The following is a 16,240-nucleotide window of genomic DNA, read 5'->3' as shown; positions in this document are numbered from 1 at the left end:
GGCCTGACGTGGCACTCGCGCTCGCGCTCACGCTGGCGCTCGTCCTGCTCATCGGTGCCAACGCCCTGTTCGTGGCGGTCGAGTTCGGGTTCCTCACCGTCAACCGGGACGACGTGCGCGCGGCCGGATCGGAGGGCGACCGGATCGCCAGGGCCCTCGACGGGTCGCTCGCCAGGACGTCGACCAACCTGTCGGGCGCCCAGCTGGGGATCACGGTCAGCAGCCTCGTCGCGGGGTACCTCACCGGCCCCTCCGTGGGGGAGCTTCTCACCGGCGCCCTCGGCCTGTCGGGCATGCCCGAGCCGGCGGCCCGCGGTATCGCGATGACCGCGGCCTTCGTCGTCGTCACGTTCCTCCAGATGGTCCTCGGCGAACTCGTCCCCAAGAACTGGGCCATCGCCGCGCCGATGCGGGTCGCGCGGCTGGTCGTGATCCCCCAGAAGATCTTCATGGCGGGGTTCGGCTGGCTGGTCACGGGTCTGAATTCCACCGCCAACGTCGTCTTGCGGCTGCTCGGGTTCACCCCGCAGGAGGAACCCGGTGGGGCGCACTCCCCCGAGGAACTGCGGGCGTCCGCGGCGCGGTCGGGCCGCGAGGGCGCCATGGACCCGCACACGGCCGAGCTGGTGACCCGCTCGATCTCGTTCGGGGAACACCGCGCGGCGGACGCGATGGTGCCCCGCCCCCTGGTGACGTTCCTGCGGGACCACACGGCGCAGGATCTCCTCGACACCGTGGCGGCCACCGGCCGGTCGCGGTTCCCCGTCCTCGGCGCGACCGTCGACGAGGTGGTGGGCGTCGTCCACTATCGGCAGGCGTTGGCCGTGCCTGTCGACGAGCGCGCCCGGACGCCGGTGCGGGAGATCGCCACCGAGCCGACCGTGGTGTCGGCGGTGATGACCCTCGACCCGCTCATGCGCCTGCTCCGGCAGACCGACCTGCAGATGGCGGTGGTCGTGGACGAGTTCGGCGGGACCGCGGGGATCGTCACCCTGGAGGACCTGGTGGAGGAGATCGTCGGGGAGATCGACGACGAGCAGGACCGGGCGTCACGCACCCACGAGTGGGTCGACGACGACACGGTTCTCGTGGACGGGATGATGCGGCCCGACGAGCTGGGGACCGTCCTGCGGCTCGAGATCCCGCCGCCGGGGACCGTGTCCACGCTGTCCGGACTGCTGTCCGAGGCCGTGGACCGACTGCCCGAGGTCGACGACGAGACCGAACTGGACGCGCACGACCATGAGAACCGCGACCGCGACGACCTGCCCACACGGGCGCGGGTGCGGTTGCGGGTGGAATCGCTGCGCGGACACCGGGCCGGGCGTGTCCGGGCCACCGTCGTGCGGGACGTTTCCGGGGCGGAGGACCCGGATGAGTGACGGCGTCGCACTTCTGATCCTGGTGGCCCTCCTGCTCGGCAACGGGTTCTTCGTCGCCGCGGAGTTCGCCATGGTCTCCGCGCGGCGCGACACCCTGGAACCGCACGCCGCCGGGGGCAGCACCCGCGCACTGTGGTCACTGCGAGGTGTGGAGAACGTATCGCTCTCGCTGGCGGCCACCCAGCTCGGGATCACGGTCTGCTCACTGCTCATCGGCGCGGTCGGCGAGCCCGCCATCGCCCACCTCATCGAGCAGCCACTGGCATGGCTGGGGGTGTCCACCGGGTTCGCGCACCCGATCGCGCTGGTGATCTCGCTGCTCATCGTCACGTTCCTGCACATGGTGCTCGGCGAGATGGTGCCCAAGAACATGGCGATCGCCCGGCCGGCGGCGGCCGCGCTCCTCCTCGGCCCGGTGCTGCGGGTCTTCGTGCTGGTGTTCCTGCCCGCGATCTGGCTGATGAACAAGTCCGCCGACGCCGTGGTGCGGTACGTGTTGCGGGAGGAACCACGCTCCGAGGTGGAGACCACCTTCACGGTGGACCAGATGCACGGGATGGTCGCCGCCGCCGGGGAATCGGGCTTCCTCGACGAGGACGAGACGCTGCTACTCGAAGGGGCGCTGGCGTTCGACCACATCAGCGCGGCCGACGTGCTCCGTCCGATCGAGGAGGTGGACTCGATCGACGAGGACCGGACCACCGGCGAGGTGCAGGACCTGTGCGTGCGGACCGGCCACTCGAGGTTCCCGGTGCGGCGCGGCGACACCTACATCGGCTACGTCCACGTCAAGGACATCCTGGCCGATGACCCGTCCCGACCGCTGCGCCGCGAGCGGATCCGCGAACTGGGGGTCGTGCCGTCCGGGACGCCGCTCGACGACGTCCTGTCGGCGATGCAGCGGGCGCGTGCCCACCTGGCGATCGTCGATGACCGGGACGCGGGGGCGTCCGGCCCGCGGGGGCTACTGGTCCTCGAGGACGTCCTGTCCAGGCTCGTCGGAGAGGTCAGGGACGCCACGCCCGGAACCGAGCAGGCGTCGCCCGGGGCCTGATGTGTTCCGGCCGCCGTCCGGCGGGGGCTGGCGGACCCGGTCAGCGGACGTTCTCAGCGGACGTTCTCAGCGGACTTTGTCGGGGTTGGTATCGAGAACCCGGCCGAGCGTGTTGTCCACGACGATCTGCGCCACCCCGCTGTACGTGGCCACACCCACCCGCACCGTGGTGGCCAGCGCGTTCTGCAACATCGTGGAACCTCCTGCTAGTCGGTGTGACACCCGTCACTCTACGCTCGTCGGCGGCGTGCCGCTGACAGATAAACAAACTTTCTGGACAGCTGTTCTGGACGCCTGCCCGAGCGGCCGTTCCGGACATTAATGCACCACCTCACACCCCGCCACCGTTCGCACCGGCCCGGCCTCCGCCCATCCGCCCGATGGTATAGTTGATACATCATCGACTACTGACGAAGGGCAGCGACGCACATGTCCGAGATCCGAATCCACCGGTCCCGCGCCCGCTCGCACGACGCCGGAGGGTGGCTGGACTCCCGGCACTCGTTCTCGTTCGGCCGGTACCAGGACCCGATGAACACCCACTTCGGGCGCCTGTTGGTGAACAACGACGACCGCATCGCCGCCGGCTCCGGGTTCGACACGCACGGCCACCGCGACATGGAGATCGTCACCTGGGTCCTCTCCGGCTCGCTCGTACACCAGGACTCCGAGGGACACAGCGGCGTCATCTACCCCGGACTCGCACAGCGGATGAGCGCGGGCTCGGGCATCCTGCACTCCGAACGCAACGATGGCTGGCGCGACGGCTCGGTCCGCAGTGAGCATGCCCCCGTGGACCCGGTCCACCTCGTCCAGATGTGGGTCGTCCCGGACACCGCCGGCGGGGAGCCCGGGTACGAACAGCTGGAGATCGAATCACCGGAGCTCGAGAACCAGCTCGCCGTCGTCGCCGGAGGGCTACCCACCTACTCGGACCGCGCCGCCATCCGGATCCGCAACCGCGCGTCCGCGCTCCTCGCGGCGCGACTGGACCCCGGCCGGTCCGTCCAGCTCCCCGACGCCCCCTACCTCCACCTCTACGTGCCGCTGGGCTCGGTGGCGCTGGAGGGCGAGGGCGTGCTGGACAACGGCGACGCCGCCCGCATGACCGCCTCGGGCGGGCGGCGCGTCACCGCCGGTGACCACGGGGCCGAGATCCTCGTGTGGGAGATGCACGCGGGCATGACGATGCTCGACGTGCGCGGGCACTAGTCCTTCTCGGCCGTCGCCTCCGCGCCGTCGGCGACCGTCACCGGGGCGCCGTCGTCCTGCTCGCCCTCGTCCGGGATGTGGTACAGCGGGTGCACCGGCTCGGGTGAGGGCGCCTCCTCGTGCTTCTCGAGCTCCTCGGCCGAGTACGCGCGGCGCCACTGCCGGGTGACCGTGGGGGGCCGCTCCCCCATGTCGCTGCTGATCCCGCGGACCAGGCTGTACATCATGACGAAGCCCATGATGAAGAACGGCAGTCCGATGACGGTGATGACCTCCTGCAGCGCGGTGAGCCCACCCTCGCCGGTACCGGCGAGGATCGTCGCACCGACCGCGCCCATGAGCACACCCCAGATGACGCGCTGGTGGGTCGGCGAGGCCTGGACCTCGTCGTCCTTACCGGAGGCGATCATGTCCACGACCATCGATGCGGAGTCGACCGACGTGGTGAAGAAGATGACGACGAGGACCACTGCCAGCCCGGAGATGAAGGTCGCCAGCGGGTAGTTCGACAGGAACGCGAACAACGCACCCGGGATGTCGCCGTCGTCGACCACGGCCTCGACCAGACCACCGGAGCCGAAGAGCTCGATGTGGAACGAGGCCATGCCGAAGATCCCGAACCACAGCACCGAGAACGCCACCGGCAGGCCGAGTACGCCGAAGACGAACTGACGAATGGTGCGGCCACGACTGATCCGGGCGATGAAGATGCCGACGAAGGGCGACCACGTGATGGTCCAGGCCCAGTAGAAGACGGTCCAGGTGTTCTGCCACGACGCCAGGTCGTCGGAGGCCGGGAAGACGTTGTTCCACAGCGCCAGCTCCGGCAGGGTCGAGAGGTAGACGCCCAGCGACTCGACCGTGCCCTTGAGCAGGAACAGTGTGGGGCCGGTGACCAGGACGAAGATGAGCAGCGCGACGGCCATCGCGATGTTGAGATTGGACAGGCGCTTGATGCCCTTCTCCAGGCCCAGGGCCACGGAGATGCAGGCGACGGTGGTGACCACCGCGATGATGAGCACCTGCACGACCGGTGACATCGCGATCCCGAACAGTTCGTTCAGACCCGCGTTGATCTGCAGCGTCCCCAGACCGACCGACGTCGCCACGCCGAACACGGTGCCGACCAGTGCCACGATGTCGATCGTCTTGCCGAGCGGGCCGAAGATCTTGTCCCCGAGCAGCGGGGCGAAGATCGAGCTCACCCGCGGCGGCATCTTGCGCTTGTAGATGAAGTACGCGAAGGCGAGTGCGGGCAACGCGAAGATCGTCCAGGTGTGCAGGCCGAAGTGGTACAGCGTGAACGCCATCGCCTCGCTCGCGGCGTCCGTGCTGCCCGGTTCGACGCTCCCACGGGGCGGGGTGGCGAAGTGCGAGATCGGCTCCGCCACGCCCCAGAACATGAGGATCGTGCCGATGCCCGCGGCGAACAGCATCCCGAACCAGCTCAGCGTGGAGTGCTCGGGGAGCTCGTCGTCCCCACCGAGACGGACGTGGCCGAATCGGCTCAGGGCGATCCAGATGAGGAAGCCGAGGAACGCGGTGACACCGAAGATGTAGAACCAGCCGAGGTTGGTCATGATCCACCCGGAGGCGGAACCGAAGACGCTGCCCACCCACTCGCCGGCGAAGAACGTCACGACGACGAAGAGCAGGATGACCCCGACGGTCGTGAAGAACACCCCCGGATCGGTCTTGAGCCTCAGCGCTCGCAGAATCCGTTCGGACATGTTCCCCCCGTCGTCTCGGCGCTACGAGAGCGCCGCTGCCGGACCGTGTGGCTCAGTCAGAGTTGGTGTGTCAGTACGCGAAATTGTGTACCACGAAAACTTTGCCGCCGCGCGAGTGGGCGATCCCCATGCCGGCCGACCGGTACCCCGGATCGAGGAGATTCTCGTTGTGGCCCGGCGAGTTCTTCCACAGGTCGACCAGGCAGACCGCACCGCAGTGGGTCCCGGCGGCGACGATGTTCTCCCCGTATCCGCGGCCGATCAACGCGGTGTTGTGGACCACCTCATCGCGGGCGGCCAGACGGTCGGCCCACGCCTGGGCCTCGCGGTCGAGGTCGGGGTTGGGAGCCAACGCCCCACGCTTGTGCGCCACGCGGTACGCGTCGATCTCGCGGACGATGCCCTCGCGCAACCCGCCGCCGACGGCCAGGGCGGAGATGTCCTGGTAGGCCATCTCGCTGGAGCCGACCGCAGCCCACGCCTCGGGGGGCAGTGCGGCTCGCACCTGGGAAACGAGACCGTCCACCTGGGGGACCAGGTGGGCCGGGATCAGGTGCTGTGGGATGAAGGACGGCAATCGGGGCGGAGCCGTCTGGGCAGAAGCCGTCGCGGCGCCACCCAGGAGGGTGGCGGAGGTGACGGCGATCGTCGCGAGTGACGCGGTAAACCTGGTGCGCATGGTGGTGATCATGCCGTCTCGGCGTGCCTGAAGCTAACCGATTGGCCAATGAGGTAACAGCCCGGCCCCGGTTCGGTTGCAATGCTGTGACCAGCGAATATCAATGGTGCTGGTGTGACTAATGGGGCGCGCGGGGGACCAGGAATCGACCCGCCCCGGGAAGCACCTCGACGGTCACCGGAAGGGGCGCCACGGCGTCCCCGTCGGCGAACGCCTCGACGTCGGAGGCCTCGAGGCGGACCGTCCGACACCTCCGGGTGGTCACGCCCCGCAGACCCACGTGGGACCCGGAGTAGATCTTGGGGAAGTGGCGCACGAAGCGAAGTTTGGAGATCCTCTCGACGTAGCAGACGTCGAACAGCCCGTCGCCGCGATCCGCGTCGGGCGCGATCCTCATGTCCCCGCCGTAGCTGCGGGTGATCGCGAACGCACTGAGGAGCACCTCGGTCTCGACGGTGTCCTCGGTGGGCAGGCCCGCGTCGAAGACCATCCGGAAGCGCCGGGGTCGGTAGGTCGGGAACTCGATCATCGCGGCGAATACGTAGCGCAGGGGCCCGCGGAGCATCCGCATCTCGTTCACCCGCCTGTTGACCGCGGAGTCCAGCCCCGCACACAGTACCGACGCGAACACCTGCGGCTCCCCGCCGTCCGGGGTGGCCAGACCGAGGTCGACCCACTCGACACGGCCACCGGCGACTATGTCCGCGGCCGCCTCGGGATCGCCCACCGGGACGCCGTACTCGCGGGCCAGGTCGTTGCCGGTGCCCGCCGGGATGATGCCCACCGGCACGTCGGTGGACACCTGCGCCTGTACGGCGATCGAGACCATCCCGTCACCGCCGCACACCACCAGGGCGTCGGTACCGTCCGTGATCGCCTGCCGGGCCAACGCGAGGGACTCCCCCGCCCCGGAACCGGCCAACCGGGTGACCTCGAGCCCGTGGGCGCGCAGCCGGCCGGCGGCCCGGTCCGCCACCTTCTCGCCTCGCCCGCCGCCCGCAGCCGGATTGACCAGCAGGGTGACCGCCCGGATCCGGCGGTCCGACTGATGCGCGCTCATGGGATGAGTGTCCCCGGGTTGCACACGCCCCGGGGGTCGACGGCGCTCTTCACCGCGCGCAGCATCCGGACGCCCACCTCGCCGATCTCCGACTCCAGGTACGGGCGGTGGTCCACGCCCACGGCGTGGTGGTGGGTGATGGTGCCACCGGCGGCGACGATCGCCTCCGAGGCCGCGCGCTTGGCCTCGGCCCACTGGGCGACGGGGTCCGCTCCGCGTTGGCCGGCCACGACGGTGAAGTACAGGGACGCCCCCGTGGGGTAGACGTGGCTGATGTGGCACATGACCAACGCCGGGGTGCCGCTGGCCTCGAGCGAGGAGGTCAGCGCCTCCGCGACCGCGGCCCGGAGCCCCGGCAGGCGAGACCAGTCGGTGGCGGTCTCCAGGGTCTCGACCAGGGCCCCGTTGTCCAGCAGGGCGTCACGCAGGACCGGGGCGCCGAAGCGGCCGTGCTCCCACGACCGCGCGGGGCCCGGGCCCAGCGAGGTGCCACCGTGGGCGAGCAGGACCTCCCGTGTTTCGGCGTGCCGTGATTCGGCGTGGGCGGCCGTGCCCTCGAACAGGCAGAGGCACAGGCACCCACCCGTCCCGGAGTCGGAGTCGGGTCCTGCGCCGGTCTCGCCGATCGAGTCGGTCGCGGTGGCGAGGTTCACCATCGTCTCGGTCTCGTCGGACAGGCGGATGACCGTGGGGCCGGTCCCCTGCTGCTCGACCGCGCGCAACGCGGCGGCGCCCGTGGCGAAGTCGGGGAACCGGAACGCCTCGTGCCGTACGACCTCCGGCACCGGATGGATCCGCACCCGCACCCGGGTGCACACCCCGAACGCACCCTCCGACCCCAGGAGCCACTGCCGCAGGTCCGGGCCCGCGGCCGACGCCGGGGCCCGGCCCGCCTCGATCACGCCGACCGGGGTGACCACCGTCAGCCCGCTGACCATCTCGTCGAAGCGCCCGTATCCGGCGGAGCTCTGTCCCGAGGACCGCGTCATGGCGTAGCCGCCCAGCGTGGCGTAGGGGAAGGACTGCGGGAAGTGGCCGAGCGAGAACCCGTGCGCGGCCAGCAACTCCTCGGCCCTCGGGCCGGTCACGCCCGCCCCGAGGACCGCCTCGCCCGACTCCGGGTCGATCGACTCGAGACCGTTGAAATGCGCCAGGTCGACGCTCACCACGGCCCTGTTCGTCCCGGCGCCCGGGGTGAGGCCTCCGACGACGGAGGTGCCACCGCCGAAGGGGACCACCGCGACCTTTTCGGTGGTGCACCAGTTCAGGAGGGCGGCCACCTCGTCGTCGTCCCCCGGGGCCACGACCGCGTCAGGGCAGTCCACCACCGGCCTGGTCCGCCACGCCAGCAGGTCGGGCGTCGACTTGCCGCGGGCGCGCGGCAGGCGCTGGGCGTCGTCGGCGGAGACGTTGCCGGCGCCCACGATCCCGGCCAGCGCGGCGAGGTCGTCGTCGGTCAGTCGCGACGGCGACGCGGTCACCGCGGTCGGATCGAACCTCCGCCCGGTCTCCGCGGTCACGCCGAGCACGTCGCGGAGGAGGGTGCGGATGCTCTCGCTCAGGTCCCTGGCCTCGGCGTCCGTTCCCCAGCGGGACAGGGACATTGGCGGCAGTGGCAGGTGACCCGATCGGTGCTTGTCAGCGGGGTTCATCTCGCTCATACTGGAACACTAGAGCACAATCTGTTCCGTTCGAGGGCTTTCGGTCGCGCGTTCCGGCACCGGCCCGCACCCCGGCGGACCCGTTGCGAAGGAGGCCCGGTGACCGTCTCCGCCCCGCCACGCCACACCACCCGGGACCGCGCGCTCGCCGCCGCCCACGCCTCGATCCTCGAGAACGGCCCCGGCCGCACCACGATGGTCGAGGTCTCGCGCCGCTCCGGTGTCGGCCGCACGACCCTCTACCGGCACTGGCCGGACATCACCGCACTGTTCGCCGACCTGCTCACCCGCGAACTCACCGCCGTGGTCGGGCGCGTCGGCCCGGATCTCCTCGACGGCGCGGTCCACGATGCCGCCGAACTCGCGCGCCTGCTCTGCGCGATGGCCGACGAGGTGCGCACCGACCCCCTGCTGGACGCGCTGCGGCGCCACGAGAGCGGCCTGCTCGCCGAGTACGTCTTCCACCGTCTCGGCACGTCCCAACGCCGACTCATCGAGTTCCTCCGTGGCCTCCTCGCCCGTGCCATCGCCGCCGACGACCGCCTCGGCGGCCGCGACCCCGACCACATGGCCACGATGCTCTACCTCGCACTCCAGGGCGCCGTCCTGTCCGCGCCGCTCGCCGACCCGCCGCTCGACGCGGACTCGTGGCGCTCCGAGCTGCACCTGCTCGTCACCGGGTATCTGGGCCTGTGACCGGCCACGCGGAGACGGACCCCGGACGCCCCGCCGGCACTGCCCCTCCAGCAGCCCCGTCCACCGCCCTGTCGGCCGATCGCCGCGCGCGCGAGCTCGCCGACCTGCGCGAACGCTCCACTCCCGTGGACCTCATCGTGATCGGTGGTGGCATCACCGGCGCGGGGATCGCGCTCGACGCCGCCTCCCGCGGGCTCGAGACCGTGCTCCTGGAGGCCCACGACCTGGCCTTCGGCACGAGCCGCTGGTCCTCCAAGCTCGCCCACGGCGGACTTCGGTACCTGGCGACCGGCAACGTCGGCATCGCTCGCCGCTCGGCGGTCGAGCGCGGCATCCTCCTCGAGCGGACCGCCCCGCACCTCGTGCGACCGCTCGCGCAGGTGGTGCCCGTCTTCCGCGACACCCCGCCGGTGGGGACCGTGCTGCCCGGGCTCGGGTTCGTCGCCGGCACCGTCCTCTCCCGGATGGCCGGAACCCATGCCGACCGCCTACCGGGCGCGCGGGTGCTGGGCCCGCGCCGGGTCGCCGAGTACGTCCCGGGCGTGCGCCGCGACGGCCTGCGGTTCGGCCACCTCAACTGGGACTGCCAGCTCGTCGACGACGCCCGCCTGGTCACCGCCGTCGCGCGCACCGCGGCCGGACACGGGGCGCGGGTGATCACGCGCGCGCGGGTGATCGAGGCGAGCGGCACGCAGGTCACCGTCCGCGACGAACTCGGTGCGAGCGGGGCGGTGGCGGCCGGCGCGGCGCGGAGCGACGACGACGACGAGTTCACCCTCTCCGCGCGAGCGGTCATCTCTGCGACCGGAGTGTGGGCCGGCCAGACCACTCCCGGGGTGCGCGTGCGCCCCTCGCGTGGCACCCACCTGGTCCTCGACGCGGCCACGTTGGGCCATCCCGTCGGCGCCCTCACCGTGCCGGTGCCGGGCGAGACCAACCGTTTCTGCTTTGCCATCCCGGCCGAGTTCGGGCGCCTCCACGTGGGGTTGACCGACGTCGACGCCCCCGGCCCGGTGCCGGATGTGCCGGAGTCGACCGAGGAGGAGGTCGACTTCCTGCTGGACGTGGTCAACCGGGCACTCGAGGTGCGCCTGACCCGCGACGACGTGCTGGGCACCTTCGCGGGCCTGCGCCCCCTGGTGGACTCCGGCGACGGTGACACCGCCGACCTCTCCCGGGATCATGCATTACTGACCTCGGACAACGGCCTGGTCACGATCACCGGTGGAAAGCTCACGGAATACCGGCTCATGGCAGAGCAGGCTGTGGACCTCGTCGTGCGGCGCGCCGGGCTCCCCGCCGGGCCGTGTCGCACCACCGACCTTCCACTCGTCGGCGCGCCGGGGCACGCCACACACGCCCGCGGGCCGAGCCCCGCATTCCTGCCCGCGTCGCTCGTCGCCCGGTACGGGCAGGAGGCCGGCGCCGTGGGGGCGGCGAGCCTGCTGGACCGGCCGCTCGAGGCGGTGGCCGAGGACCTCGACGTCACCCGAGCCGAGTTCTCCTACGCCGTCACCCACGAGGGGGCACTCACCGTCGACGACGTGCTGGACCGCCGCAGCCGGGTCGGCCTCGTGCCCGCAGACCGGGCCGCTGCCGAACCCGCAGCCCGCGAGGCCCTCGCCGCGGTCGATCGCCGGAAACGGTGAGGGGTCCGCGGGCGGGCGGTCAGCCGATCGGTCGTCAGCCGATCGGGGCGGGCGCCCAGAACTCGGCCACGAACTTGTCGTAGGAGAAGGTGGCGAGTGCACGGGCGCGGTCGAGCCCGAGTTCACGCACGGCCCCGGCGAACCGCGCGACATCGGCGTCGCCCTCATCGGCTCCCGGGGCGATCGTCACGCGGGCACCGCTCAGCGGACGCATCCGCCCGCCGCTGGCCGTGGCCTCGGCCGTGACCACCACGGGCTGTCCGTCGAGGACCTGCACGCAGTTCATGGCGAGCGACTGACTACCCGGGACCGGGACACCGATCCGCGTGTCCAGCGTGAGGTCGACCCCGCCCGTTCCCGTCGAGCCGACCGCCCCGAGTCGGGCGTCGTCGAGGGCCCCGCCGGCCGTACCGACCATGTCGGCCTTCCACTTGGGAAAGCCCCACAGCTCGTTGCCCGCAGCCAGGGTGAAGTCCTGGTCGACAGGCAGTTCGTGGATGTGCACCAGCGTCCCGTGACCCGGCACCTTGAGCTGGAATGCCAGTCCCATCTCGTGGTACGCGCCCAGCACGTTCCCGGGCACATCGTGGTACCGGACGTGGATCATGATCGCGGGGGTCCGGCCACCGGGAAGAGCGACCGGCTCGGCCCCCGCGGCGTCGAGGAGTGCGGACTGGGGGCCACCCGCGATGAGCCTGCGGACGACTGCCGCCCGGGTGAGGAAGGCCGCGCCGGAGACCGAGGCGGACACGACGGGGACCGGAAAGGTGATCTCGCGCCCTGCGACGACACGGGATGTGGGAGAGGTCATAGGGAGACGGTAGCGGGCGCGCGGGCCGGAATCATCACTTTGTGCGGCTAACGATCGGGGCGGCGGGTCCGATATCACCTGTGTAGGCCAGCCCACGGCCCGCCGCCCGGTTCGCGGCGCGACCACCGATTCATCTGGAGGCACCCATGCTCAAGGCCATCGCCGACTTCCTCGCCCAGTTCGACTTCACCGTCGGCTCGTCCGCTGCCATCAACGCCGCGATCACAGGCTCGTCCGCATTCATCGAGCAGCAGTTCGGTTTCGACAGTTCGCTGGGGAACCTCGCCGTGAGCAGCATCGGCCGCGTCGGCGAGCCCCCCGCCTGACACACCTCACCCGCGCCGGCGTCGGACCGCCCGGGTCCGAGGCGCCCGGCCCAGCAGAACCCCGGCCCCCCACGAGGGATGGCCGGGGTTCGGTCGCGTCAGGGCCTCAGCCCGTCGGGCCGGTCACGTCCTGCCCGGGCTGGGCCACGGCGGACGTGGTCGAGCGGCCCTTATACTTGGGTCGGAGCAGGTTGGACGGCGACAGGATGTCGTCGAGTTCCTCCGCCGACAGCAGGCCCATCTCCAGCACCACCTCGCGGACCCCCCGGCCCGACCGGGCGCACTCCCGGCCCACCTGGTCGCCGTTGTGGTGACCGATGATCGGGTTGAGATAGGTGACGATCCCGATCGAGTTCATCACGTTCTGGCGCGCCACCTCGACGTTGGCGGTGATCCCCACGACGCACTTCTCGGTCAGCGTCTCGATGGCCCTGGTCAGCAGCGAGATCGACTCGAACATCGCCTGGGCGATCACCGGTTCCATGACGTTGAGCTGCAGCTGACCGGCTTCGGCCGCCATGGTCACCGCGACGTCGTTGCCGATCACCTTGAAGCACACCTGGTTGACGACCTCGGGGATCACCGGGTTGACCTTGGCCGGCATGATCGACGACCCGGCCTGCAACTCCGGCAGGTTGATCTCGTTGAGACCGGCGCGCGGCCCCGAGGACAGCAACCGCAGGTCGTTGCAGATCTTGGAGACCTTGACGGCGGTCCGCTTGAGGGCGGCGTGGACGTTGACGTAGTCACCGGTATCGCTGGTGGCCTCGATGAGGTTCATCGCGCCGGTGACCGGCAACCCGGTGACGGCCCGCAGATGTTTGATCACGGCACGGCGGTAATCGGGCGGGGTGTTGACGCCGGTGCCGATCGCGGTGGCACCGAGGTTGACGTCGAGGAGCATCCGGGCGGCCGCGCCGAGGACGTGGAGTTCCTCGTCGAGCGTCACGGCGAAGCCGCCGAACTCCTGGCCCATCGACATGGGGACCGCGTCCTGCAGCTGGGTACGGCCCATCTTGAGGACCTCGCGGAACTCCTCCGACTTGTCGTAGCAGGCCTCCCGCAGCGCGACGATCGCCGGCTCCAGCCGCTCGAGCGCGTGCCACAGTGCGATCCGGAATCCGGTCGGATAGGCGTCGTTCGTGGACTGCGAACGGTTGACATCGTCGTTGGGGCTGATGATGTCGTAGGCGCCCCTGGGGTGGCCGAGTCGTTCGAGGGCGAGGTTGGCCACGACCTCGTTGGTGTTCATGTTCACCGAGGTGCCGGCGCCGCCCTGGTACTGGCAGGACGGGAACTGGTCCATGCAGCGGCCGTCGACCAGGATCTCGTCGCAGGCCCCGACGATCGCGTCCGCCACCGTCTCGTCCAGGACGCCCATCTCGAGATTCGCCAGCGCTGCGGCCTTCTTGACCATGACCATTCCGCGCACGAAGTCGGGGATGTCGCTGATGGTGGAGGTGGCGATCGGGAAGTTCTCGACGGCCCGGACCGTGTGGATCCCGTAATAGGCCTCCGCCGGGACCTCCTTGGTGCCGAGCAGGTCTTGTTCCACACGGGTGTGACTCATTCGTCCTCCGCCTCTCGGGTCGCCTGCGGCCCACCCTAACCGGGCGGCCGGAGTGCTCGCCGCGATCCGCGGGCGAGAAGGCCACCGCACTGCCTAGTGTGGGGGGCATGTCCCGCACGACGCTGTCCCGTCGCACCCGAGTGCTGAACTCTGCGCGGGACATCCTGCGGCAGCTGCACCCGTCGGACGGGGTGCTGGGCAGCATCGTCGACCGTCGCGAGATGCCGCTGCCGCGGGGGACGTGGCCGATATTCGGGGTGGCGTTCGTCGGGTTCGCGACCCCGGTGATCGGGTTCGTCGAACTGGCCGAGCGCATCCGTGGGGACGCGGGACTGCCCTTCGACCGCCCCGTCATGTTGTGGCTCCAGCGCCGGCACTCTCCCCGCAACACCCGCATCGTCCGCGCCGTCACCGAGCTCGGCGGTGTCACGGCGGTGCCCTTGTTCGCGCTCGCCACCTCCGCCTACCTGGTCTCCGTCCGGGGCAGCCGACGGCCGGCAGCACTGCTGACGGTGTCCCTGGTGGGGTCGACGATCATCAACTCCGTCCTCAAGGCCCTGTACCGCCGGGGGCGCCCCACGTTCTTCACCCACATCGTGGAGGAGAAGAGCTACTCGTTCCCGAGCGGGCACGCCATGGCGAGCGCGGCGTTGGCCGGGTGTGCCTGCGTCCTGGCGTGGCCGACACCGTGGCGGTATCCGGTGATCGCCGGGTCGGCGGCGTACGTCCCGGCCATCGGCGTCACCCGCATGTACCTGGGCGTGCACTTCCCCAGCGACATCCTGGCCGGCTGGTGCGTGAGCCTGGCGTGGGTGGGTGAGGTGGCCACCATCATGTGGTTGATGGACCGCCTCGACGACTCCCCCACCCCGATGATCACGCGCCGCAGGACACCCCGCGAGGCCGTCACCCGCGAGGTCTCGGCGTGACGACGACGAGTCGCGCCCGGATCGAACTGGGCCATGGCGACATCACCCGGATCGCCGTGGACGCGGTCGTCAACGCGGCCAACAGTTCGCTGCTCGGGGGCGGCGGCGTGGACGGGGCGATCCACCGCGCGGGCGGGCCGACGATCCTGGCCGAATGCCGGGAGCTGAGGGCAGGTCGTCTGCGTGGCGGGCTGCCCACCGGGCAGGCCGTGGCGACCGGCGCCGGGGACCTGCCCGCCCGCTGGGTCATCCACACCGTGGGGCCGGTCTACGGGCGGGACGGTGGCGCGGACGGCGGAGCGGACGGCGCCGGCCGCTCGCTCCTGGTCGACTGCTACCGCAACTCCCTGGCCGTGGCCGATGACCTCGGGGCCTGCTCCGTCGCGTTCCCGTTGATCTCCGCCGGGGCCTACGGGTGGCCGCGCGAGGACGCGGTCCGCACCGCCCTCCGGACGCTGGTCGAGACCGAGACCGAGGTGGAGGCCGCGACGCTCATGCTGTTCGACGCCGACACTCTCGGCCTGGCCGAGCAGTGCCTCGCCGAGATCCTGCCCCGCTGACCACGCCGCCCCGCCCACATCCCGCGCCAGATCCGCCCACATCCCGCGCCAGATCCGCCCCCGCCCGCATCCCGCACTCCGCCCCCGCCCGCATCCCGCCAGATCCGCTACCCTCCCTCCGGATCTGCTAGTCCAAACCGACCAGCGGATCCAGATTCGGCATAGCGGATCTCTGTGAAGGGGGATGGCGGAGGGCATGACGGTCGAGAGCGGTGGACCAACGCGTGGCGCGGTCGCGGCGGATAGGCCGACGCGTGGCGCGGTGCCGGCGGCCGTACTGACGGAGATCTGCGCCCCGTGGGTGATGCTCACGGTCGGGTCGGTGCATCTCGGCCGGGCGGTGGGGTCGACCGGGTGGGGCGTCGCGACCGCCGCGGGCCTGGGCCTGGTGCCGCAGGCGGCGATCACCTGGCGGGTCCGCAGGAAGGCACTGTCGGACCATCACGTCACCAGGCGGGAGGACCGCCCCCTGGTGATCGCCGGCATCGCCGGGTCCGTGGCGGCACTGCTGGCGGCCCAGCAGACGCGCGGCGCCCCCGATGAGTTGCGTCGCATGAGCCGTGCCGCGCTGGTGGCGTTGGGCGTGGCCGGCACCGCGACCCTGAAGGTCAAGGTCTCTTTCCACACCGCCGTGCTCTCCGGGGTGGTGGCGGTCCTCGCCCGGGAACTCTCACCCCGCTACTGGCGACTGCTGGGGCTCGTGCCGACGGTGGCCTGGGCGCGCGTGCGGATCAGCCACCACACCCCGACCGAGACCGCGCTCGGCGCGGTGATCGGACTGGCCTGCGGATCCCTCGGCACCGGCCGCACCGGCCGCACCGGCCGCGTCGGTGCCGGCCGGAGAACGCCCGCCGCCCCGCGGGAGCCCTGAGAGGGGTCCGGCGGGGCGGCGGGGCCAGCGGCGCGATCGGCCGATGGACC

Annotated in this window: 16 protein-coding genes; 9 read left to right on the top strand and 7 right to left on the bottom strand. The window is 71.1% G+C overall.

What is annotated here, in order from left to right; genetic code table 11:
* Positions 1-8: 8 nt before the first annotated feature.
* The gene (locus AC3DE3_RS06205; protein ID WP_488369370.1) at positions 9-1,382 is read left to right on the top strand and encodes a hemolysin family protein; all 1,374 of its coding nucleotides are present in this window, start codon (positions 9-11) and stop codon (positions 1,380-1,382) included.
* Entirely contained in the window at positions 1,375-2,436 is a 1,062-nt protein-coding gene (locus AC3DE3_RS06200; protein ID WP_260485825.1) for a hemolysin family protein, read from the top strand. Before AC3DE3_RS06205 ends, AC3DE3_RS06200 begins: the two co-directional genes overlap by 8 nt.
* Before the next feature lie 66 nt (positions 2,437-2,502).
* Here the strand turns inward: AC3DE3_RS06200 and AC3DE3_RS06195 are convergent, their stop codons facing one another.
* A complete protein-coding gene (locus tag AC3DE3_RS06195; RefSeq protein ID WP_256821000.1) occupies positions 2,503-2,628 on the bottom strand; it encodes a hypothetical protein in 126 nt (41 codons plus the stop codon).
* A gap of 237 nt (positions 2,629-2,865) precedes the next feature.
* Here AC3DE3_RS06195 and AC3DE3_RS06190 point away from each other — a divergent pair, with 237 nt between their 5' ends.
* The gene (locus tag AC3DE3_RS06190) at positions 2,866-3,648 is read left to right on the top strand and encodes a pirin family protein (protein ID WP_488369369.1); all 783 of its coding nucleotides are present in this window, start codon (positions 2,866-2,868) and stop codon (positions 3,646-3,648) included.
* Here the strand turns inward: AC3DE3_RS06190 and AC3DE3_RS06185 are convergent.
* From AC3DE3_RS06185 to AC3DE3_RS06170, 4 genes are all read right to left on the bottom strand, one after another.
* Positions 3,645-5,378, bottom strand: a complete 1,734-nt coding sequence (locus AC3DE3_RS06185; RefSeq protein WP_260485827.1) for a BCCT family transporter — start codon at positions 5,376-5,378, stop codon at positions 3,645-3,647. The two genes, AC3DE3_RS06190 and AC3DE3_RS06185, sit on opposite strands and share 4 nt — an antisense overlap.
* A gap of 70 nt (positions 5,379-5,448) precedes the next feature.
* On the bottom strand, positions 5,449-6,057 hold the full coding sequence (locus tag AC3DE3_RS06180) for a CAP domain-containing protein (protein WP_488369368.1): 609 nt from the start codon (positions 6,055-6,057) through the stop codon (positions 5,449-5,451).
* 118 nt (positions 6,058-6,175) lie between these two features.
* Positions 6,176-7,117 (bottom strand): diacylglycerol kinase, encoded by a 942-nt coding sequence (locus tag AC3DE3_RS06175; protein WP_488369367.1) that lies wholly within the window; start codon positions 7,115-7,117, stop codon positions 6,176-6,178.
* Positions 7,114-8,721 carry an FAD-binding oxidoreductase gene (locus AC3DE3_RS06170; RefSeq protein ID WP_260489212.1) on the bottom strand — a complete coding sequence of 536 codons (1,608 nt, stop codon included), beginning with the start codon at positions 8,719-8,721 and terminating at the stop codon, positions 7,114-7,116. The genes AC3DE3_RS06175 and AC3DE3_RS06170 overlap by 4 nt, the downstream gene beginning before the upstream one ends.
* A 156-nt stretch (positions 8,722-8,877) precedes the next feature.
* Between AC3DE3_RS06170 and AC3DE3_RS06165 the strand changes: the two genes are divergently transcribed.
* Complete coding sequence (locus tag AC3DE3_RS06165; RefSeq protein WP_260485830.1) at positions 8,878-9,474, top strand: TetR/AcrR family transcriptional regulator; 597 nt, start codon at positions 8,878-8,880, stop codon at positions 9,472-9,474.
* Positions 9,471-11,123 (top strand): glycerol-3-phosphate dehydrogenase/oxidase, encoded by a 1,653-nt coding sequence (locus AC3DE3_RS06160; protein ID WP_488369366.1) that lies wholly within the window; start codon positions 9,471-9,473, stop codon positions 11,121-11,123. Before AC3DE3_RS06165 ends, AC3DE3_RS06160 begins: the two co-directional genes overlap by 4 nt.
* 34 nt (positions 11,124-11,157) lie before the next feature.
* Here AC3DE3_RS06160 and AC3DE3_RS06155 read toward each other — a convergent pair whose 3' ends face one another.
* Positions 11,158-11,934 carry an acetoacetate decarboxylase family protein gene (locus AC3DE3_RS06155; RefSeq protein WP_488369365.1) on the bottom strand — a complete coding sequence of 259 codons (777 nt, stop codon included), beginning with the start codon at positions 11,932-11,934 and terminating at the stop codon, positions 11,158-11,160.
* Between the two features lie 146 nt (positions 11,935-12,080).
* Between AC3DE3_RS06155 and AC3DE3_RS06150 the strand changes: the two genes are divergently transcribed.
* Complete coding sequence (locus AC3DE3_RS06150; protein WP_488369364.1) at positions 12,081-12,260, top strand: hypothetical protein; 180 nt, start codon at positions 12,081-12,083, stop codon at positions 12,258-12,260.
* A 106-nt stretch (positions 12,261-12,366) separates the two neighbouring features.
* Here AC3DE3_RS06150 and aspA read toward each other — a convergent pair whose 3' ends face one another.
* On the bottom strand, positions 12,367-13,830 hold the full coding sequence (aspA, locus tag AC3DE3_RS06145; RefSeq protein WP_488369363.1) for an aspartate ammonia-lyase: 1,464 nt from the start codon (positions 13,828-13,830) through the stop codon (positions 12,367-12,369).
* A gap of 107 nt (positions 13,831-13,937) precedes the next feature.
* Here aspA and AC3DE3_RS06140 point away from each other — a divergent pair, with 107 nt between their 5' ends.
* From AC3DE3_RS06140 to AC3DE3_RS06130, 3 genes are all read left to right on the top strand, one after another.
* A complete protein-coding gene (locus tag AC3DE3_RS06140; protein ID WP_260485834.1) occupies positions 13,938-14,759 on the top strand; it encodes a phosphatase PAP2 family protein in 822 nt (273 codons plus the stop codon).
* Entirely contained in the window at positions 14,756-15,319 is a 564-nt protein-coding gene (locus AC3DE3_RS06135; RefSeq protein ID WP_488369362.1) for an O-acetyl-ADP-ribose deacetylase, read from the top strand. Before AC3DE3_RS06140 ends, AC3DE3_RS06135 begins: the two co-directional genes overlap by 4 nt.
* Before the next feature lie 196 nt (positions 15,320-15,515).
* Positions 15,516-16,190: a hypothetical protein gene (locus AC3DE3_RS06130; protein WP_488369361.1), complete on the top strand. Its 675-nt coding sequence runs from the start codon at positions 15,516-15,518 to the stop codon at positions 16,188-16,190.
* Positions 16,191-16,240: the final 50 nt, after the last annotated feature.

The sequence above is a fragment of the Dietzia sp. IBK-p2-16D genome, assembly GCF_057773085.1.
Note: the sequence above shows the minus strand (reverse complement) of the source record. Positions and strands in the feature narration are given on the sequence as shown.